At 65.6% G+C, this 20,625-nt stretch carries 19 protein-coding genes; 13 read left to right on the plus strand and 6 right to left on the minus strand.

The annotated features are described in order from the left end of the window. Positions 1-194: 194 nt before the first annotated feature. The 3 genes from BA190_RS15695 (at position 195) to BA190_RS15705 (ending at position 1,261) form a co-directional block, all read left to right on the plus strand. Complete coding sequence (locus BA190_RS15695) at positions 195-608, plus strand: NUDIX domain-containing protein (RefSeq protein WP_068289079.1); 414 nt, start codon at positions 195-197, stop codon at positions 606-608. Positions 609-707: 99 nt separating this feature from the next. After that, positions 708-995: a CopG family ribbon-helix-helix protein gene (locus tag BA190_RS15700; RefSeq protein WP_068289082.1), complete on the plus strand. Its 288-nt coding sequence runs from the start codon at positions 708-710 to the stop codon at positions 993-995. Beyond that, positions 983-1,261 (plus strand): type II toxin-antitoxin system RelE/ParE family toxin, encoded by a 279-nt coding sequence (locus BA190_RS15705; protein ID WP_068289085.1) that lies wholly within the window; start codon positions 983-985, stop codon positions 1,259-1,261. The genes BA190_RS15700 and BA190_RS15705 overlap by 13 nt, the downstream gene beginning before the upstream one ends. A 40-nt stretch (positions 1,262-1,301) precedes the next feature. Here the strand turns inward: BA190_RS15705 and BA190_RS15710 are convergent, their stop codons facing one another. The 5 genes from BA190_RS15710 to BA190_RS15730 form a co-directional block, all read right to left on the minus strand. Then, on the minus strand, positions 1,302-2,282 hold the full coding sequence (locus BA190_RS15710) for an ABC transporter permease (protein WP_068289088.1): 981 nt from the start codon (positions 2,280-2,282) through the stop codon (positions 1,302-1,304). Continuing rightward, entirely contained in the window at positions 2,279-3,337 is a 1,059-nt protein-coding gene (locus tag BA190_RS15715) for an ABC transporter permease (RefSeq protein WP_082979770.1), read from the minus strand. The genes BA190_RS15710 and BA190_RS15715 overlap by 4 nt, the downstream gene beginning before the upstream one ends. Next, positions 3,327-4,856, minus strand: coding sequence for a sugar ABC transporter ATP-binding protein (locus tag BA190_RS15720; protein WP_068289091.1), 1,530 nt, complete (start codon positions 4,854-4,856; stop codon positions 3,327-3,329). The genes BA190_RS15715 and BA190_RS15720 overlap by 11 nt, the downstream gene beginning before the upstream one ends. A 186-nt stretch (positions 4,857-5,042) precedes the next feature. Continuing rightward, on the minus strand, positions 5,043-6,059 hold the full coding sequence (locus BA190_RS15725) for a sugar ABC transporter substrate-binding protein (RefSeq protein ID WP_068289094.1): 1,017 nt from the start codon (positions 6,057-6,059) through the stop codon (positions 5,043-5,045). A 168-nt stretch (positions 6,060-6,227) separates the two neighbouring features. After that, entirely contained in the window at positions 6,228-6,740 is a 513-nt protein-coding gene (locus tag BA190_RS15730) for an OsmC family protein (protein ID WP_068289095.1), read from the minus strand. A gap of 223 nt (positions 6,741-6,963) precedes the next feature. Here BA190_RS15730 and BA190_RS15735 point away from each other — a divergent pair, with 223 nt between their 5' ends. The 9 genes from BA190_RS15735 to BA190_RS15775 all read left to right on the plus strand — a co-directional run bounded on the left by BA190_RS15735 (position 6,964) and on the right by BA190_RS15775 (position 17,025). After that, on the plus strand, positions 6,964-7,731 hold the full coding sequence (locus BA190_RS15735) for an SDR family NAD(P)-dependent oxidoreductase (protein ID WP_068289480.1): 768 nt from the start codon (positions 6,964-6,966) through the stop codon (positions 7,729-7,731). A gap of 318 nt (positions 7,732-8,049) precedes the next feature. After that, on the plus strand, positions 8,050-9,171 hold the full coding sequence (locus tag BA190_RS15740; RefSeq protein WP_068289096.1) for an ABC transporter ATP-binding protein: 1,122 nt from the start codon (positions 8,050-8,052) through the stop codon (positions 9,169-9,171). 214 nt (positions 9,172-9,385) lie between these two features. Continuing rightward, positions 9,386-10,492: an ABC transporter substrate-binding protein gene (locus BA190_RS15745; protein ID WP_068289097.1), complete on the plus strand. Its 1,107-nt coding sequence runs from the start codon at positions 9,386-9,388 to the stop codon at positions 10,490-10,492. 248 nt (positions 10,493-10,740) lie between these two features. Continuing rightward, positions 10,741-11,685, plus strand: a complete 945-nt coding sequence (locus BA190_RS15750; protein ID WP_068289098.1) for an ABC transporter permease — start codon at positions 10,741-10,743, stop codon at positions 11,683-11,685. Further along, positions 11,682-12,482 (plus strand): ABC transporter permease, encoded by an 801-nt coding sequence (locus BA190_RS15755; protein ID WP_068289101.1) that lies wholly within the window; start codon positions 11,682-11,684, stop codon positions 12,480-12,482. Before BA190_RS15750 ends, BA190_RS15755 begins: the two co-directional genes overlap by 4 nt. Positions 12,483-12,522: 40 nt before the next feature. Beyond that, a complete protein-coding gene (gene hisD / locus BA190_RS15760; RefSeq protein WP_068289104.1) occupies positions 12,523-13,851 on the plus strand; it encodes a histidinol dehydrogenase in 1,329 nt (442 codons plus the stop codon). A gap of 3 nt (positions 13,852-13,854) precedes the next feature. Next, positions 13,855-14,898 (plus strand): zinc-binding dehydrogenase, encoded by a 1,044-nt coding sequence (locus BA190_RS15765; protein ID WP_068289107.1) that lies wholly within the window; start codon positions 13,855-13,857, stop codon positions 14,896-14,898. A gap of 59 nt (positions 14,899-14,957) precedes the next feature. Then, positions 14,958-15,689, plus strand: a complete 732-nt coding sequence (hutC, locus tag BA190_RS15770; RefSeq protein ID WP_068289110.1) for a histidine utilization repressor — start codon at positions 14,958-14,960, stop codon at positions 15,687-15,689. A gap of 181 nt (positions 15,690-15,870) precedes the next feature. After that, entirely contained in the window at positions 15,871-17,025 is a 1,155-nt protein-coding gene (locus BA190_RS15775) for an alpha-hydroxy acid oxidase (protein ID WP_068289113.1), read from the plus strand. A 146-nt stretch (positions 17,026-17,171) separates the two neighbouring features. Here the strand turns inward: BA190_RS15775 and BA190_RS15780 are convergent, their stop codons facing one another. After that, positions 17,172-18,509, minus strand: coding sequence for a hemolysin family protein (locus BA190_RS15780; RefSeq protein WP_068289483.1), 1,338 nt, complete (start codon positions 18,507-18,509; stop codon positions 17,172-17,174). A 461-nt stretch (positions 18,510-18,970) separates the two neighbouring features. Here BA190_RS15780 and BA190_RS15785 point away from each other — a divergent pair, with 461 nt between their 5' ends. Further along, positions 18,971-20,290 (plus strand): sugar ABC transporter substrate-binding protein, encoded by a 1,320-nt coding sequence (locus BA190_RS15785; protein ID WP_068289116.1) that lies wholly within the window; start codon positions 18,971-18,973, stop codon positions 20,288-20,290. Positions 20,291-20,625: the final 335 nt, after the last annotated feature.

A 20,625-nucleotide genomic window follows, 5' to 3' on the forward strand; every position in this document is an offset into this window, starting at 1 on the left:
TCCAGCCTCCCCCTATCATCAACCGATCATTCAATCGTCATTGCGAGCGTAGCGAAGCAATCCAGGAGCTGGGAGACAGGTATTTGCAGCTCCTGGATTGCTTCGCCATGCCAATCTTGCGGATTGGCAGAGCTCGCAAAGACGGTCGAAACCACCACGAAGGAAAATCACAACGGGAGTGTTAGGATGACGCTATGCCTTCCCCCGATGCGATTCGTATTGCAGCCGCCGTCATCGTCCGCCCCGACGGTATGACACTCCTGGTCAGAAAACGAGGGACAACGGTCTTCATGCAGCCGGGCGGCAAGATCGAGCCCGACGAGCGGCCCCGGCAGGCCCTGTGCCGCGAGCTCGCCGAGGAGATCGGCCTGACGGTCGATCCGGGCAGGCCCGTCTACCTCGGCCGGTTCGAGGCGCCGGCGGCGCATGAGGACGACCGGATGGTCGAGGCCGAGATCTTCCGCCTCGACATCGCCGAGCCCGTCGCCGCCACCGCCGAGATCGAGGAGATCGCCTGGGTCGACCCCAGGGCGCCCGGCCCCCTGCCGCTCGCCGCCCTGACGCGCGACCATGTGCTGGCCCTCGCGATGGCGCCTGCCGGGGACTAGGGTCGCGTCCAAGCAGAGAGCTCTTGATCGGTCGCTCTGGTGCGGGGCGCCAAACTTCGATAAAGTAACACCAGGTAACACCCACCGGGAGGCGCCTTGATGCCACCTGCTTCCACCACGACCAGCATCAAGCTGGACCCCGAGGTCAAGGATCGCCTCCAGCGACTGGCCGACGCCCGGCATCGCAAGCCGCATTGGCTGATGAAGGAAGCAATCCATCAATATGTCGAGCGTGAAGAAAAACGCCAGGCGTTCTACGATGACGCTCGCAAGGCATGGGATGAGTATCAGGCAACCGGCTTACACGTAACCGGGGACGAAGTCGCCGCCTGGCTGGAGACATGGGGCACGGATGACGAGAAGGCCCCGCCTGTATGCCACAGGTGATCTTCTCGCCTGCCGCTTTTCGCGATCTCGAAAGGCTGCGGGCGTTCCTGAATTCCAAAAGCCGTTTGGCGGCCAAGCGGGCCGCAGCGACGATCATCCAGACGCTCGCAGCACACCCTGAAATAGGACGCCCGATCCCAGGCGCCGAAGAGCGAGAACTCGTCATCACGTTCGGCCGCGATGGCTATGTGGCCCTCTATCGCTACGATGGAGACAAAGTTGTGATTCTCGCCATCCGGCATGGCCGGGAAGCCGGGTATGATTGAATGATCTAAGCAGAAAAATGATCCGGCTCGATCGAGCCCCTCAATTCTCGCGCCGGCCGGCAAAGGCCAGCAGCAGAGCGAGGAAGATCAGGACGCCGGCGCCGACCTGCTGCCAGTAGAAGTTCCAGCCGATCAGGAGCAGGCCGTTGGAGACGAAGCCGAACAGGAGCACGCCGAGGATCGTGCCGGCAATGCTGGCGCGCCGGGTACGGCTGAGCGAGGTGCCGATGAAGGCCGCGCCGATGGCGTTGAGCAGATAGGCATTGCCCGAATAGGGCACATAGGCGTTGACGTTGGAGGAGAGCAGGATGCCCGTCACGGCGGCGACGGCCCCGGACAGGATATAGACGATCGCCAGGATCCGCCGGACCGGCAGGCCGGAATAGCGCGCGACCTCCTCCTGGGTGCCGACGGCGAGAACCGTGCGGCCGAAGCTCGATTTCTCCAGGAGGAGCCAAGCGCCGAGCGCCAGCACCGCGACGAGGAGCAGCGAGACCGGCACGCCGAGGAGGGTGCCGTGGCCGATGAAGGCCAGCGCCGGCGGTATGCTGCCGGCCGGCACATAGGCGGGATTGCCGCCATCGGTGGTGAGCTGCTGCAGGCTGTGGCCGATGAAGAGCGTGCCGAGGGTCGCCAGGAACGGCGTGATCGACAGGCGCGCGATCAGGACGGCGTTGAAGAGCCCGGTGCCGATGCCCGCGCCGACGCCATAGAGGCAGGCGAGCGCCACCGGCTGGCCCGAGGACACCGCCGAGACGAAGGCGAGGCTGCCGAGATCCACGGCCGTGCCCACCGACAGATCGGTGCCGCCCGAGGCCACCGTCAGGGTCATGGCGATGGCGACGATGGCCGTCAGGGCGACATTGTTGACCAGCACCCCGGTGATGTTGCCAAGCGTCAGGAAGCCCGGCGCCAGCACGGAGAAGACGGCCACGACGAGCACGAGGGCCAGCGGAATGCCGAAGCGCAGCAGCTCGGATGCCGGCCGCGTGCGCGGCCCTTCGGCCCCAACGGCGCTCATGACGCCCTCCTGCGTGCGAGATTGGCGGTGGCGGCGACGACGGCCAGGATCAACACGCCCTCGATGCCGTTGACCCAGTAGGTCGAGACATGGAGGAGCTGGAATCCGTTGGTGAGCGCCCCCAGGAAGACGGCGGCGAGCAGCGTGCCCGCCACGGTCGGCACCAGCCGGCGCGAAAACATGAAGCCGAGAAAGGCGGTCGCCACCACCGGCAGCAGCATGTCGCCCGAGCCCCCGGTCGCCCCGCTGAGGAAGGCGACCGACACAACGCCCGCCAGCCCGCCCAGCAGCCCGCTGGCGACATAGGACAATGCGACATAACGGTCGACGGCGATACCGGCGGCCTTGGCCGCCTCGCGATGGCCGCCCACCGCATAGGCACGCAGGCCGAAAGGCGTGAGATGCAACAAAACGGCCAGGACCGCGCAGAGGGCCAGGAGTAGCCAGCCGAGCACGGGAATGTCGAGCGGTCCCGGCAGGCCGAGCCAGTCGATCAGCGGCGAGGCGGCGGGAATGGTGGTGTTCTCGGTCACCACCAGTTCGAGCCCGGCGCAGACATTCATGGCGGCCAGGGTCGCCAGCAAGGGCAGGATCCTGAGCCAGACCACGGCAATGGCATTGACCAGGCCGACGAGAAGGCCGACGCCGAGCGAGGCCGTCACGCAGGCAAGGTCCGAGAAGCCCGCCTGGTTGAGCAAGGCGAAGATCGCGGCCGAAAGCCCGAGCGTGCCAGCCAGGGAGAGATCGATGCCGCCGGCGATCACATCCGAGCCGCCGGCGATCAGCACCAGCGTCAGGCCGAACCCCAAGATGCCCAGCACCGCCGATTGCGACAGGATGAGGCCGATATTGGCGGGCGAGACAAAGGAGGGCACGTTGATGGCGAAGAAAGCCATCACGGCCAGGAAGAACAGCAGCCCACCGGCCCGGACCAGGCGGGCACCGGCACCGCCGGCAAGATCCCGCCAGCGTGTTCCTGCCCGCGTCGCGTGAGGTTCGGGCCGGATCGAGGCTGATGTCGCGGAAGCGATGGCGTCCAGGGTCTCATGCGGCATGGCTGGCTCCTTCCCCTGGGCCGACGCCCGTCAAGGCCGCGGCCAGCAGCTGGTCGGACGAGGTAGCAGCGGTCTCATAGGTGCCGACCACACCGCCTCGATGCATCACCAGGACGCGGTCGCACACGCCCAGAAGCTCGTCGAGATCGGCCGAGAGCAGCAGGACGCCCGCCCCCTCCTCCGCCAGCTCGGCGATGAGGCGATAGATCTCGGCCTTGGCCGCGACGTCGACGCCCACCGTCGGCTCGTCGAGGACATAGACGTCGGAACGGCGCGCCAGCCACTTGGCGATCACCACCTTCTGCTGGTTGCCGCCGCTGAGGGTGCGCACGGGCGCATCCTGGCTGCTGGCCTTGATCTTGAGTGCCTCGATCAGCCTCGACACCTTCGAACGCTCGCCGGAGCGGTCGAGCCAGCCCAGGCGTGTGATCTGACCGAGACTGGCGAGGGTGGCGTTCTCGCGGATGGAGAGGCCGAGCGCCACGCCCTGGGCCCGGCGGTCCTCCGGCACCAAGGCGAGACCCGCCTGTGCCGCTGCCACCGGACTGGAGAGGCGCCGCGCCCGTCCGTCGACCTCGATCGTGCCTGCCCGCGCCGGCCGCAGCCCGAACAGAGCCTGGACCAGTTCCTTGGCCCCGGAACCGAGCAACCCGGTCAGCCCGACCACTTCGCCGCGATGCACGGCCAAGGACACATTGGCGAAGGCCGGCGGCGCATCGAGGCCCGTAACGGACAGCACGGGCTTGCCGCGCCCGGCGCGATGCCGGGGGAAGAGGTCCTTGACGTCACGATCGACCATGAGCCGGGTGATCTCGCCGATCGTCGTGCGCGAGGGCTCGATATGGGCGACGTCCCGGCCGTTGCGCATGATGGTCACGACGTCGCAGATGCGCTCGATCTCGGCCAGGTAATGCGAGATGTAGATACTGGTGAGGCCGCGCGCCTTCAATTGCGCGATGGCGGCGAACAGGCTTTCGACCTCGCGCTTGGCCAGGGCCGCCGTGGGCTCGTCGAAGATGATCAGGCGGGGCTTGGCCAGCAGGGCCCGCGTGATCTGGACGATCTGCTGCTGCGCCGTCGACAGGTCGCGGATGAGCGCGCCGCGCGGCAGGGTGATGCCGAAGAAATGCCGAAGGGCCTCGTCGGCCCGACGCTGCAGGCTCCCCTGCCAGACACCGAAGCGGGACCCCATGGCTTCGCGCCCCAGGAACAGCGCCTCGCCGACGGTGGCGGTCGGCACCAGCAGCCGGTCCTGGTGGATGAAGGCGATGCCGAGCTGCTCGGCCTTCTGGGGAGAGAGATGATCGAGCGGCTTACCCTCGAATTCGATGCTGCCGGCCTCCGGGCTGACGAGACCGGCCAGGGCCTTGATCAGGGTCGACTTGCCGGCGCCGTTCTGCCCGACCAGGCCGTGGACGGTACCGGGCGTGACCACGAGCGAGGCGTCGTCGAGCGCCCGGGTCGGTCCGAAGGTCTTGACGAGGCCGCGCATGGCCAGAACGGGAGGTGGTGAGGTCATGGCATCGATCGTCGCTCGGCGTCGCCGGCGCGCCGGCCGGCTCGGCCCTTGTCCAGGGAATGCGGCACGGTGCCGGCAAAGCGGAAGAGCCACCCCATCCCGGCTTGCGGATGGGGTGGCTGGGCAGGATGGTGTCAACGAGGGCACCCTGCGGGGTCGGTCAGGCGTCAGGCCATCATGTACTGATTAGGCTTGGCCGAGCTGCTTCTGCACCTCGGCGGCGTTCTTCTTGTTGGCGATGACGGCCGGCAGGAAGGTTTGCGAGGGCAGCGTGGTATCGCCGTTGAGATAGCGGGCGAGGTTCAAAACCGCCTGGCGGCCGATGACGGAGGGTTGCTGGGCCGCCACCGCGCCGGCCGGCGCCTTGGGATCCTTGACCAGCGCCAGCACTTCGGGCGTGCCGTCGACGCCATAGGTGAGGATCTCGCTGCGTCCGGCGGCGATCAGGGCCTGGGTGGCGCCGAGCTGGGGAATGTCCCAGGCCGACCAGATGGCAGAGATCGATCCCTTGTCCGGATATTTGCTGAGCAAAGCGGTGATCTGCGCATAGGCATCCTGCACCGTGTTGGGGATGACGTCGCGCAATTCGGGCTGGATGATCTTCACCTCGGGATAATATTTCAGCACGTTGCGCAGCTGGGTGTAGCGGATCTCGCAGACCGGAACGCCCGAAAAGCCGTTGAAGACCACGACATTGCCCTTGCCGCCGATATCGGAAACCAGCTGCAGGGCGAGCTGGGCGCCCAGGGAGAAATTGTCCGAGGTCGCCGTGTTGATGACGTTGGTCGAAGGCAGGTCGACGGAAAAGACCGGAATGCCGGCCTGGCGCAGCTTCTTCAGCCAGGGATCGATGACCGAGAGCGTCCCGAGCGTCTGGATCACCGCGTCGGGCTTTTGCGTCACCAGGGTCTGCAGCTGGCTGACCAGCGTCTTGTCGTTGCGCCCGGCATCGAGGCCGATCGGCGTGCCGCCAAGTTCCTTCACGGTCTCGACCTGGGCCTGATAGGCCTTGAGATCGAAGAAGTGATCGGTACCCGCGACGCTGATCGCGATGGTCTTGCCCTTGAGCGAGGGCAATCCCGCTTCCGGCTTGGCGGTATCGTCGGCCCGGGCGGTACCGCCCAGGGCTGCGGCGGCAGCCAGGGCCGAACCCATTTTAAGAAGCGAGCGGCGCCCGAGCGGCGCGGAGGAAATCGTCGTCATCGTGTCGGTCCAGCTTTGATTTGGCCCGTCTGTCGAGGCCTGACCAAAGCACACACGGCCGCCGACATAATGTCAACTAAATTTATAGACTTAATATAATTAATTGACCGCCAACCGCCGGAACCGTCACTGGGTCATGGGAACGCCTCCCCCGAGCAACCCGACGCGTCAGGCCATTCGGTGCAGCGACACGCTCGTCTTCGGGCCGTTCTTGATGGTCTGGAACACCACGCAGTAGCGTTCGGTCAGCTTCAGCAATTGGTCGAGCCGCTCCTGCGGCGCCTCGCTGTCGACATCGAAGCGAAGCCGGATCTCGGCAAAGCCGACCGGCGCCTCCCTGTCGACCCCCAGCGTGCCGCGAAAATCGAGGTCTCCCTCGGCGCTGACCTGGCCGGCCTTGAGAGGCAGGTCGATCGCCGTCGCCACCGATTTCAGCGTCACGCCGGCGCAGGCCACCAGGGCTTCCAGCAGCATGTCGCCGGAGCACAATTCCAGTCCGGATCCGCCGGTCGCCGGATGCAGCCCGGCCGTGGCGAGCGCCCGCCCGGTTTCGACCTTGCACGCGATGCCCTCGCCATCGATCGAGCCCTTGGCTTTCAGGGTGATCAGGGCCGTTTTCGGATCGGCGCGATAACGATCCTTGATCGGCGCCTGCATGGCGCGCAGTTCCGTCGAATCCATCTGTCCCTCCCGGACCATCATGATGTGCATTGGCCCGGACTATAGGCTCGGCATGAGGCTTGGCAAACTCATGTCCGGATCCGCCCGGCCTTTGGAGGTTCATGCCCGCGGGTTCGCCACCTTGCGATCCATGCAACTTTGTCTGATGAAATTAAGGTCACCTTCACCCGGCCGCTTGCAGAGCAGCCGGCATTCCCATTTGCCCAACGGCGAGAGGAGCATCATGTCGCGCCCGATTTTCGATCTCACCGGCCGCCGCGCCGTCGTCACCGGCGCCAGCCGCGGCATCGGCCAGACCATCGCCTTGGCCCTGGCCGAAGCGGGCGCCGATGTCGCCGTGACGGCACGCCGCCTCGAGAATCTCGAAGACACGCGCCGGCTCGTCGAACAGGCCGGGCGCCGCTGCATCGCCCTGGCGCAGGACGTCGCCGACGTCGCCGACTGCAACACCGTGATCGGCCAGGCGGCCAAGGCCCTCGGCGGCCTCGACATCCTGGTCAACAATGCCGGCGTCGAGAATGTCAGGCCTTCCTTCGACGTCGACGAAGCCCTGTGGGATGTGATCGTCTCCACCAACCTCAAGGGCGCCTTCTTCTGCTCGCAGGCGGCGGGCCGGATCATGGCGGCAGCCGATGGCGGCGCCATCGTCAATCTTTGCTCCCTCACCTCCTTCGTCGGCATTCCCACCGCTGTGCCCTATGGCGCCTCCAAATCCGGCCTGCTCGGCGTCACCCGCGCCCTCGCCGCCGAATGGGCCGGCCATGGCATCCGGGTCAATGCCATCGCGCCCGGCTATTTCCGCACGGCGATGACCGAGGTGTTCTACCAGGACGAGGCGTGGCAGGGGCAGATGCTGGCCAAGATCCCGCAGCGGCGCTTCGGCGAGCAGGCGGACATCGCGGGTGTCGCAGTGTTCCTGTGCTCGGATGCCTCGGCCTATGTCACCGGCCATTGCATCCCGGTCGACGGCGGCTATCTCGCCTCGATCTGATTCTGGGCGGCGGTGAGCCTCGACGGACCGACCGTCATTGCGAGCGTAGCGAAGCAATCCAGACCTCGGACGCTGCACCATTCGGCCCCTGGATTGCTTCGCTACGCTCGCAATGACAATTTCCCTGCAATGTTCGTTGGTTTGAACCAGTCCTACACTGTACACTGCACAATAATTAATCACCGTAACCGGTACGAGCAAGAATTGCGCATGCAGCGTTGACCATACCTGTATGTAGCTGTATATACAGCTTGGTATCGCTGCGCGTCCTGCCGATGAGCAGGCGCCGATGGCGGCTTCGGAAGACAGGGGAACGAAATGGAATCTGCGTCCGGCGGAGCAAGTTCCTTTGCCGTGTCCGTCAGGGATGTCGCCATGATCTTCGGCGACGTCCATGCGGTCAAAAGCGCATCCTTCGACCTGCCCAGGGGCAAGTTCCTTACCATTCTCGGCCCGTCCGGCTCGGGCAAGACCACGCTGCTGCGCATGGTGGCTGGCTTCGATGCGCCGAGCCGCGGCGAGATCTTCATCAACGGCCAGCCCGTCAGCGCCGTGCCCGCACACAAGCGAGCCATCGGCATGGTGTTCCAGAAACTGGCCCTCTTCCCCCACATGACGGCCGCCGAGAACGTCGCCTTCCCCCTCAAGATGCGCCGCCACGATGCCCGCGGCATTGCCGCCAAGGTCGAGCGCTATCTCGAACTCGTGCGCCTCGGCGGCTATGGGTCGCGCCGCATCAACGAATTGTCGGGCGGCCAGCAGCAGCGTGTGGCGATCGCCCGCGCCTTGGTGTTCGAGCCCGACCTCCTGCTGCTCGACGAGCCGCTGGCCGCGCTCGACCGCAAGCTGCGCGAGGAGATGCAGCTGGAATTCCGCCGCATCCAGAAAGAGCTCGGGGTCACCACCATCAACGTCACCCATGACCAGCGCGAGGCCCTGGTGGTCTCGGACGAGATCATCGTGATGGATGGCGGTCAGATCCAGCAGAAGGCCCGTCCGCTCGACACCTACAGGACGCCGGCCAACCCCTTCGTCGCCAATTTCATCGGCGTGACCAATTTCATCGAGGGCGTGGCCGGTGCTGCGACCGCTTCCACCCTGGCCTTCACCAGCGCGGGGCGCAGCCTCGTCGGCGTGTCAGCCAGCCCCGCCGGGTCGCCGGCGCCCGGTGAAGCATGCCAGGGCGCCATCCGGGCCGAGCAGATCCGGATCGCCTCGAGCGCGGAGAGGCTGCAGGGCCTCGAAACCGTCGTCGGCGGCGTGGTCGAGGATTCCATCTTCGAGGGCGAGCGCATCGTCTACGAAATACGGGTTTCGGCCCTCGCGGACGCGCTGCTGCGGGTCTTCGATCACGATCCCGTCTCCCACCAGCAATTCGCCCCGGGCGAGACCGTCAGCCTGGGATGGAATGCCAAGGATATGTACGTCTTCAAGAAGTGACTTCAGAAACGACGCAACTCGCTCAAGCAGAAAGACTCCAACTTGTCATAGCCGGGCTTGACCCGGCTATCCAGAAACCACCGGCCGGCGTAACCGGGCTCGACCTTTGTCATTGCCGGGTCAAGCCCGGAAATGACAAAGGTCGAGCCAACTCGAAGACGCTGAAATGAACCGCATTGACCCAAAGAAGGTCCGATCCAGAGGAGAACCAGTGATGTCACACGATCAGTTCCTGTCAGTCGAGATCCGCCGGCGTACCCTGCTCGCCTCCCTGCTGGCGGCGAGCGCCACGGCTGCCTTGGGCACGGGCCGCGCCATGGCCGCCGAACCCGAAAAGCCCTCCGAGATCATCGTGCGCGCCTGGGGCGGCAGCTGGGTCGACGCCCTGAAGGCGGGTGTCTCGGACAGCTTCACCAAGAAGACCGGCATCGCCGTGCGCCACGATCTGACCGAGGACAACGAGATCCAGCCCAAGCTCTGGGCGGCCGTGGCGCAGAAGCGCACCCCGCCGATCCATGTGAACTGGGACACCACCACCAACGCCACCAAATCGGCGCTGCGCGGCGTGACCGAGGATCTGTCCGATCTGCCCAATCTCAAGAACACCACCGAGCTCGCCAAGCCGGTCGGCCTCGACGGCTATCCGATCGTCAACACCTATGGCTATGTCTATGTGCTGGCCTACAGGCCGTCGGCCTTCCCGAACGGGGCGCCCAAATCCTGGAAGGACCTGCTCGATCCCAAGCTGAAGCGCCGCATCGCGCTCTACAATGACGGTATCGGCTTCCATTTCCCCGCGCAGGTCGCCGGCGGCGGCAAGCTGGAGGACATCCCGGCCAACATGCAGGCTGCCTGGGACTTCATCGCCAAGGTGAAGGAGCAGCAGCCCTTGCTGGGCGAGGATCCCGATTTCACCACCTGGTTCCAGAAGGGCGAGATCGACGCGGCCTGCACGATTTCCACCAATGCGCGCGAGGCCAAGAAGAACGGCATCGACCTCGCCTGGGTGGTGCCGGAGGAAGGCGCCAAGTTCGACACGGACGGGCTGTGGATTCCCAAGGGCCTGCCGGAGAACGAACTCTACTGGGCCAAGCAGTACATCGACCACGCCCTGACCAAGGAAGCCCAGCAGATCTGGCTCGACGGCCTGGGCCTGCCGGGCGTGGTGCCCGGCCTCACTCCGCCGGCCGATCTCGTCGACAATCCCGCCTATCCGACCAAGGAGGAGGACTTCAAGCACCTCATCCGCATCTCGTCGCGGACGCAGGTGGAGAACGAGAGCAAGTGGTTCGCCAAGTTCAAGGAAATCATGCAGGGCTGAGGCCGTGAGCAGGATAGAGCGCGCATATCCTTCCCAGGCTTCGGGGAAGGTGGCGATGCGAAGCATCGACGGAAGGGGGAGAGTCGCGACATCGAGCAGTCAAGCGGCATTGCCGCGCCACTCTCCCCCACCCGAGCCGGCTTCGCCGGCCCACCCTCCCCGAAGTCGGGGAGGGATTCTTGCGCCACACTTGCCTTAGTCGAGAGGCCTGAGTTCAGAGCCCGGCCATACCATCAAGGACCGACAGGATGCGCTCTTCGCGTGCCGCCTATCCCCTGACCTGGCGCATCATGGATGCGCTCGAGCGCCTGGCCGCCCTTGTCTGGCCTTCGAGCTTCCGGGCGGGCCTGCCCTATCTGATGCTGCTGCCGGCGCTCGTGCTGGTCGGCCTGCTCGTGCTCGGCCTCATTCAGATGGGCGATGCCAGCCTGCGCGTCCTCGACACCAGCACCTTCCTGATGTCGGAGAACTACACGCTCGCCAATTACCAGCGCGTGGTGAGCGAGAGCTTCTTCACTGCCGTGGCCGGCCGCAGCCTGATGGGCGCCGTCATCGTGACGCTGGCGACCCTGATTCTCGCCTTCCCCTATGCCTATCTGATGGTGCGCACGCCCTCCTCGGGCCTGCGCAAATTCCTGCTGGTCGCGCTGTTCCTGCCCTTCTTCATCGGCCAGGTGGTGCGCGCCTATGGCTGGCTGATCATCCTGGGCAACCAGGGCATGGTCAACGAGGCCCTCGGCCTGGTCGGCGTGGCGCCCATGCGCCTGCTCTACAACTACCCCGCCGTGCTCTTCGGCCTCGTCCAGTACATGCTGCCCTTCGCCGTGCTGATGCTGGCGCCGGCCCTGACGGCGATACCGGCGGAACTGGAAGCCGCCGCCGCCTCGCTCGGCGCCGGCTGGGTGCGAACCTTCCGGCACATCGTGCTGCCCCTCGCCCGTCCGGGCCTGGTGGGCGCCGGCCTCGTCGTCGTCACCCTCTCGCTCACCGATTTCGCGGTGCCCGCCATCCTGGGCGGCGGCACGCAGGACTTCATCGCCAACGCCATCTACGACCAGTTCTTCCGCACCTCCGACCAGGGCCTGGGCGCCACGCTCTGCCTGATGCTGGTGGCGGTCGGCTCCCTTCTCGTCGGCGTGGTGTTCATGCTGTTCGGGGCCGGCACGCTCGCCATGAGCGGAGAGCGCAAATGACCGGCAGCACCAGCAAGTCCATCGTGATCTGGGGCTTCGTGATCGCGGCCCTGGTGATGCTGTCGGCGCCGACCATCGTGGTGCTGGGCGCCTCCTTCACCGCGGGCAACATCATCACCTTCCCGCCCGAAGGCCTTTCCCTGCGCTGGTACGGCGCCATCGCCCAGGCGAGCGACCTGCGCCAGGCCTTCCTGCGCTCGTTGATCGTGGCGACGATCTGCACCCTCTTCGCCGTGCCGGTCGGCACCCTGGCCGGCATCGCGCTCGCCAAATACAAGGTCCGTTTCGAGCGCTCCATCCAGGTCTACCTGCTCTTGCCCTTCACCATCCCGCTGATCGGCTCGGGCATCGGCATGATGCTGGTCTTCGGCAATCTCGGCGTACTCGGCCGGCTCTGGCCCGTCGGCATTGCCTGCTGCGTGATCAACCTGCCCTTCATGATCTGGGCCGTCACGGCGAGCGCCAGCAATCTCAGCCCGGACCTGGAGCTGGCCGCGGCCAATTGCGGTGCGCCACCCCTGCAGCGCTTCCTCTACATCACGCTGCCCGCCGTGCTGCCGGGGGTGATCACCGGCTCGCTCCTGATGTTCATCCTCGCCCTCAACGAGTTCCTGGTCAGCCTGCTCCTGGTGGATGCCCGCTCCGTCACGCTGCCGGTGCAGATCTACAATTCCATCCGCTCCATCATCACGCCGGACCTGGCCGCCATTTCCGTCGTCTTCATCGCCTGCGCCGGTATTGCCATCGCCTTGCTCGACCGGCTCGTCGGCCTCGACATCTTCCTCAAATCCAAATGACCTTCCCGGCCCCGCGAGGCCGCGCATCCAGGATAGAACGATGACCTCAGCCCGCTTCTACGACTATGCCAGCCTCTGCGCGGAGGAGAAAGCCGCCCTGCTGCGCCGTTCGGAAACGGACATTTCCAAATTCATCGAGAAGGTCGCGCCCATCCTGGAGGCAGTCAGGACCGAGGGCGACGCCGCGCTGGCCCGCTTCGGCCGGGAGCTGGACAGAGCCAAAGTGACCGAAGCCAATCTCAAGGTCACGCCGGCCGAGTTCGATGCCGCCTTCAGGCAGGTCGATAGCGACGTCATCGAGGCGATCACCTTCGGCATCGACAATATCCGCCGCTTCCACGAGGAGCAGAAGCCCGAGGCGATGTGGCTGAAGGAGATCCGGCCCGGCGCCTATGCCGGCGATCGCTTCACCCCGATCCAGTCGGTCGCCCTCTACGTGCCGCGCGGCAAGGGCTCCTTCCCGTCCGTGACCATGATGACGTCGGTTCCGGCGGTGGTCGCCGGCGTGCCCAACCTTGCCATCGTCACCCCGCCGGCGCCCGACGGCGCGGTCGACGCGGCCACGCTGGTCGCCGCCAGGCTGGCGGGCGTGGAGACCGTCTACAAGGTCGGCGGCGCGCAGGCGGTCGCCGCCGTCGCCTACGGCACTGAAACCGTCAAGCCGGCCCTCAAGATCGTCGGTCCCGGCAGCCCATGGGTGGTCGCCGCCAAGCGCCTGCTCTCCGGTGTCATCGACACCGGCCTGCCGGCCGGCCCCTCCGAGGTGATGATCCTGGCCGACGACAGCGTGCATGGCGGCCTCGCCGCGCTCGATCTGCTGATCGAGGCCGAGCATGGCCCGGATTCCTCGGCTTATCTCGTCACCCATAGCCGCCGCGTCGCCGAGGAGGCGCTCGCCGCCCTGCCCGAGCATTGGGCCCGCATGACCGAGCAGCGCGTCGCCTTCTCCAAGGCCGTGCTGACGGGCAGCACCGGCGGTGTGGTGCTGACCTCCTCGATCGAGGAGAGCTACGCGTTCGTCAACGCCTATGCCCCCGAGCACCTGGAAATCCTGTCCGAGGAGCCTTTCATCCATCTCGGTCACATCACCGAGGCTTCCGAGATCCTGATGGGAACGCACACACCGGTGAGCATCGCCAATTTCTCGCTGGGGCCGAATGCCGTGCTGCCGACCAGCCGCTGGGCCCGCACCTTCGGCCCGCTTTCGGTGAACGATTTCGTCAAGCGTTCCTCGATCGGCTATGTCACTCCGCCGGCCTATGCCGAATTCGCCCGCCATTCCCACAAGCTGGCGCTCTATGAGGGCTTTTCCTCCCATGCCAATGCCGTCTCGCCGATCCGCGAGGCCTATCTGAAGAAGGGCGGCTGAGCGATGAAGGCCGTCCGGCTGCATGATGTCAGGGATCTGCGCGTGGAAGCGGTCGAGGCCCCCTCCGCCCCGCCGCCTGGCCATGTGAACCTCGAGGTCAGGGCCGCCGGCATCTGCGGCTCGGACCTGCACAACTACCGGACCGGCCAGTGGATCACGCGCCGTCCCTCGGTGGCGGGCCACGAGTTCTGCGGCCGCGTGACGGCGATCGGCGAGGGAGTGAGCGGGTTTGCGGTCGGCGATGTCGTCGTCGCCGATTCCAGATTCTGGTGCGGCAATTGCCCCGCCTGTGCCGGAGGACGGCACAATGTCTGCGAGAATCTCGGCTTCGTCGGCGAGGCCTGCGACGGCGGTTTCGCCGATGCCGTGCAATTGCCGGCCCGGCTGCTTGTGCCGCATGCGCCTTCGCTGCCGCCGCGAATCGCCGCCATGGCCGAGCCGCTGGCGGTGGCACTGCATGCGGTACGGCGCCTCGCAGCGCCGCGCGGAGAGCCGGTGCTCGTGGTCGGCTGCGGCACGATCGGAGGCCTATGCGCCCTGCTGCTCGCCCATCTCCATGACGGCCCCATCCTGCTCAGCGATCCCAATAGCGCGCGCGCCGATCTGGTGTCGGTGCTGAGTGGCGGCAGGCGTGTCGGCCTCGTCGCCGAGGACATCGCCGCAGCGCTTGGAGGGCGGCGCCTGCGCCATGCCATCGATGCGACGGGCCATGTCGGAGCCATCGCGACGACGCTCGGCCTCCTCGCCGGGGCGGGTGCGCTCTGCCTGGTCGGCATCGGCCATGGCAAGCTCGACCTCGACCCCACCGAGCTGGTCGAACGCGAGATCGCCTTGATCGGCTGCCATGCTTTCGCCGACGACGACCTCGTGCAGGCCGCTTCTCTGCTGGTGGAGCTGCAAGGTGCCCTCGAACAGCTCTGCGAGGTCCTGCCCGGCCTGGACGAGGTGCCGGCCGCCTATGAGCGCCTGCTGGCCGGCCAGAGCACGAAGCTGAAAACCATTGTCCAGCTCACCGATGAGCCGGCCGCCCTCTTCCCGATTGCATGATTGAACCGGACTTTCCCGATATCAGGCCTTCTCGACAACGCCCCGCAGGAGACAGGACCATGGACGTTCTTTCCGACGCCGCCTCTCCCCTCTACGAGAAGGTCAAGGACTTCGTGCTCGGCAACATCGCCAGCGGTAAATGGGGACGCCAAGGGCGCCTGCCTTCCGAGCACGATCTCGTCGCCGCGCTCGGCGTCTCGCGCATGACCGTGCACCGGGCCTTGCGCGAACTGACGGCACAGGGGCATCTGCGCCGCATTCCGGGCGTCGGCACCTTCGTCGCTCCGCCCAAGCCGCAATCGACGCTCATCGAGATCAGCAACATCGCCACCGAGATCAAGGCCCGCGGCAGCCGGCACCGGGCCGAGGTGGTCCTGCTCGAACGCGTGCATCATCCCACGCCGGAATTGATGATCGCCTTCGAATTCGAGGCGATCAAGCCAGTCGACCATTCCATCGTCATCCATTTCGAAAACGACGTGCCGGTGCAGCTCGAGGAGCGCTACGTCAACATCGACCTGGTCAGTGGCTATCTCGACCAGGACTATACCAATGCGGCGACCTATGACTATCTGCAGCAATCCACGCCCCTGACCGAGGTCGAACAGCTGATCAGCGCCTTGCCGGCGGGAGAGGAAACCGCGCGCCTGCTCCACATTCGCCCCGGCGACAGCTGCCTCGTCCTACACCGCAAGACCTTCACGGGGCCTGTTGTCGCGACGGTGAACACCTTTACCTATGTCGGCAGCCGCTATTCGCTGGGCAGCCGCTACCTTCACACGGCGCGTTGATGACTGAACGCCCGCGTGCTCCGCACCCAACAACATCGACCTGTCATTCCCGGCCGAGCGAAGCGAGGGGAAGGGAATCCAGGGGCCAGGAGTGCATCTCGCTGCCCCTGGATTCCCTTCCCGCCGCCTTCGGCGGCGCCGGGAATGACGGGCTAAAATTTTCGAAAGCCGGCATACTTCCATGCAATTGGTGAACGTACACGACTATCGCGAGGCGGCCCGCCGTCGCCTGCCGAAGATCTTCTTCGACTATATCGATGGCGGATCCTTCGAGGAGGAAACCCTGCGGGCCAATCGCAGCGACTACGCCCGGCTGACCTTGCGCCAGAACGTGCTGGTGGAGCCCCGAGAGCAGGACCTCGGCACGCATTACCTTGGCACGCGCCATCCCCTGCCCTTCATGCTGGGCCCCGTCGGCTTTCTCGGGCTCTATGCCGGCAAGGGCGAGGAAAAGGCCGCCAGGGCGGCGCATGCCGCGGGAATCGCGCTCTGCCTTTCCAACTTCTCCATCGCTTCGCTCGCCGATGTGCGGCAAGCGACCAAGGGCCCGCTCCACTTCCAGCTCTATGTGCTCGACGATCGCTCGCTTTGCGACGAGTTCCTGGAAGGCGCCCGCCTTGCCGGCGCGGACACGCTCTTCATCACCGTCGACACCGCGATCACCGGCATCCGTGAACGCGACGTTCGCAACGGCTTCCGCTCGCTGACACGGGTGACGCCGGGCCTGTTCCTCGGCCTTGCCCGCAAGCCGGGATGGCTTCTCGACGTGGCGGCACGCGGCATGCCCAGCGTACGGGCGATCGAACACCGGCGCGACTTCGGGCGCGGCGCCCTCGAACAGGCCGCCAATCTCTCGCGCCATATCGACAAGACCGTGTCGTGGAAGGACATGGCCTGGCTGCGCGAACGCTGGCAGGGCCGGTTGGTGGTCAAGGGGGTGCTTGCCCCCGAGGATGCACTGAAGGCCAAGTCGATCGGTATGGACGGCGTGGTGATCTCCAACCATGGCGGGCGCCAGCTCGACGGCGCGTCGAGTACCATCGCAGCCCTGCCTGCCATCCGCCGGGCGGTCGGGCCCGATTTCTGCGTGATGCTCGACGGCGGCATCCGCCGGGGCACCGACATCGTCAAAGCCATCGGCCTCGGCGCCGACGGCGTCATGCTCGGCCGCGCCTATACCTATGGTCTCGCCGCCGCGGGCGAGGCCGGGGTTGCCGGCGTGATCGACATCCTCACCCGCGAGATCTCAATCACCCTGGCGCTGATGGGCGTGGCCTCGATCGACGAGCTGAAGTCGCTGGGCACCAAGGCCGTCATCGCAGCCGATCGAGGCTGAAGCGCCCTGCGACTTGCCGGCGTTTCGGTGTGCCGATCTCCAGATCGGCAATCTTGGAAACGATACGCCTTACCAGGAGCAATGCCGATCTGGAGATCGGCACACCATGCGCGGTAGCATGGCCGACGCCTGCCTCCTGTCTGCCCTCAGGACCCTGCCCCGTCCACCCGGCGTGCCAGGAGCTTGTCGATGCGGCGATCATCCATGTCGACGATCTCGAACACCCAGCCGCCATAGTCGAACTGCTCGCCGACATCGGGCAGGTGGCCGAGCTGCGACAGGGCGAAGCCGGCGATGGTGTGGAAGTCGCGATCCTGCGGCCTTGTCTGCAGTTGCAGCCGGTCGAAGGCGGCATAGGCTGGCATCATGCCGTCGATCAGCAGCGAACCGTCCTGGCGTTCGACGATATCGGGCTCTTCCCCCTCGACCTCGGGCAGGTCGCCGGCCATGGCTTCGAGCAGGTCCGTCTGGGTGACGATGCCTTCGAGGCCGCCATATTCGTCGATGATGAGGGCCAGTCTGATCGGGGTCCGCTTGAACTGGTCGAGCACCCGGAAGATCGGCATGGCCTCATGCACGATGAGGGGCTGGCGCATGACGGCGAGCGGATCGAGTCTCTCTCCGTCCAGCACCCGGTCGAGCAGATCCTGCTTGACGATCATGCCGAGCGGCTCGTCGATATTGCCACGTCCGACCAGGATGTGGTCGTGCCGGCATTCGCGGATGATGCGCAGCGTCTCCTTGGGATCGTCATCGATATCGACCCAGTCGATCTCGCGCCGGGGCGTCATGATATCGCTGATGCGCCGCCCGCCGATGCTGAGCACGCGCACCATCACCTCTTCCTGCGCATCCTGCAGGATGCCGGCGTCCTGGCTGGCCCGGACCAGCAATTTGAGCTCTTCGGGCGAATGCAGCGATTCCTCCCCGGAACCCGGCTGCAGGCCGCAGGCCCGCAGCACCAGATTGCCGAGGCCGTTCAGCATCAAAATGGCCGGGCGCAGCAGGAACAGGAACAGGCCCAGCGGCCGGACGATCCACAGCGCCGTGCCTTCGCTGCGCTGCAGGGCCAGACTCTTGGGCGCGAGCTCGCCCAGCACGATGTGAAGGGCCGTGATGATCACGAAGGCGAGGGCGACGGCGATGGCATGCGAGCCGACGGTGGCGATCCCCGCCGGCAGCCAGCCGAGCAGCGGCTCGATCAGATGGGCGAGCGCCGGCTCGCCGATCCAGCCGAGCGCCAGGGACGAGATGGTGATGCCGAGCTGGGTCGCCGCCAGATTGGCGTCGAGATTGTCGATGGCGCGCAAGAGCGGGCGGGCGTTCATCCGCCCCGCAGCGGCAAGCTCGGCCACCCTGCTGCGGCGGACGGCAACGAGCGAGAACTCGGCGGCCACGAAAAAGCCGTTGGCGGCCACGAGAGCAAAGACGGCTAGTACCCTCAACAAGTCCATGACGAGAGCACCGTCGTCGGAACCGGACATCATCTCCCCTTCCGCGCTGGGCGCGGTCCTTTCACAAAACGAACCCTCCTAGCATCGCCGCTCTGAAGCCGGGAGGCAAACCGCTCCTCGCCAAGGCTGTGCGAAACCTCCCCGAAAGGGGGGCCACCGCTGCCATGCGCCCGAAAACCCGTCTCGCCGCCGGGTACCGACAGATCGTGCCTGCTCGGGGCAGCTTCGTTGTTGACTTAAACAATCTCCATGATAGCTTTTGGAATGTTATGAAAATATATGAAAGAAAAATACCAACACCCGGAGGAAATGGCCTGATCCGCTAGCAATCGCTGCCAAAGCTCACTTGCCTTGCCCGAATTTGGATGAAGCTTGCGCATTTCTTCAATGCCGCGGCGCGGGGACGTTTGTCTTCGAGCGACAGCCGGCTCGGCCATCGACTTTGCAGTGCATCGAGATGTCGAACACGACACCATAAGGAGGAGGAAACCATGCGAGCTCTCAAAACACTGTGTCTCGGCGCAGCGGCGGCGTTCATCGCCGGCCTGCCCGCACAGGCCGAAACCAAGCTCACCATCGCCACCGTCAACAACAACGACATGGTGGTGATGCAGAAGCTGTCGAAGGATTTCGAGGCCAAGAACCCCGACATCAAGCTGAACTGGGTGGTGCTCGAGGAAAATACGCTGCGCCAGCGCCTGACCACCGACATCGCCACCAAGGGCGGCCAGTACGACATCATGACCATCGGCCTGTTCGAGGCACCGATGTGGGGCGAGCGCAACTGGCTGACGGCGTTCGACAACGTGCCGGCCGACTACAAGCTCGATGACGTGCTCAAATCGGTACGGGACGGACTTTCCTATAATGGCAAGCTCTATGCCTTGCCCTTCTATGCCGAAAGCCAGATGACCTTCTATCGCAAGGACCTGTTCGACAAGGCCGGCCTGACCATGCCCGAACAGCCGACCTGGAAGGACATCGACGGCTTTGCCGCCAAGATCCACGATCCCGACCATGGGGTCTACGGCATCTGCCTGCGCGGCAAGCCCGGCTGGGGCGAGAATATCGGCCAGATCACGCCGGTCGCCAATTCCTATGGCGCGCGCTGGTTCGACATGGAATGGAAGCCGCAATTCGACACGCCGGCCTGGAAGGAAGGCCTGACTGTTTATGTCGACCTCCTGAAGAAATACGGCCCGCCCGGCGCCGCTTCCAACGGTTACAACGAGAATCTCGCTCTGTTCGCCAGCGGCAAATGCGGCATGTGGGTCGATGCCACCGTCTCGGCCGGCTTCCTCAATGATCCCAAGCAGAGCAGCGTCGTCGGCAAGCTGGGCTATGCCCATCCGCCCTATGGCAAGTTCAACAAGGGCAACCACTATCTGTGGTCCTGGGCGCTGGCGGTGCCGGCTTCCTCGAAGGCACCGGACGCAGCCAAGAAGTTCATCTACTGGGCCACTTCGCCCGACTACATCAAGCTGGTCGCTGATTATTCCGGCATCGTCACCGTGCCGCCGGGCACCCGCCAGTCGACCTATGACAATGCCGACTACATCAAGGCCGCGCCCTTCGCCAAGCTGACGCTGGATACCATCCAGACCGCCAACATGACGGACGCCACCCAGGAGAAGGTGCCCTATCGCGGCATCTCCTTCGTCGGCATTCCCGAGTTCCAGAGCATCGGCACCGCCGTCGGCCAGGAATTCGCTGCCGTCATCGCCGGCAAGAAGACGGTCGACCAGGGCCTTGCGGCCGCCCAGTCGCTGACCCAGCGCGCCATGCGCCAGGCCGGCTATCCGAAGAAATAGCGCGACCACAAGACGCTGATGCGGTTCACCTAAGCATCTTCAAGGTTGCACGACGCTTGTCATTGCCGGGCTTGACCCGGCAATCCAGTCCGGATCCCCGTCGCGCGGGTCAAGCCCGGCTATGACAACCCGGAGTGTTTCCTCTTTAAGTGAACCGCATTGGCGCAAGACACAGGCTTGCCGGGGCGATTCCGCCCCGCCCCGTGCCAAGATGCGTTTTCTCTCCCGGAACGCATCTTCGGCGGCGCGATCCCGATCCTGCCTAGACCGGGATCGCGCCGCCTACTCCCGGAAAGCGGCATGTGCGAGCCGAAACACTTGCCCGCTCTCCCCTG

The sequence above is a fragment of the Labrys sp. WJW genome, assembly GCF_001676615.1.
Classification (GTDB): domain Bacteria; phylum Pseudomonadota; class Alphaproteobacteria; order Rhizobiales; family Labraceae; genus Labrys; species Labrys sedimenti.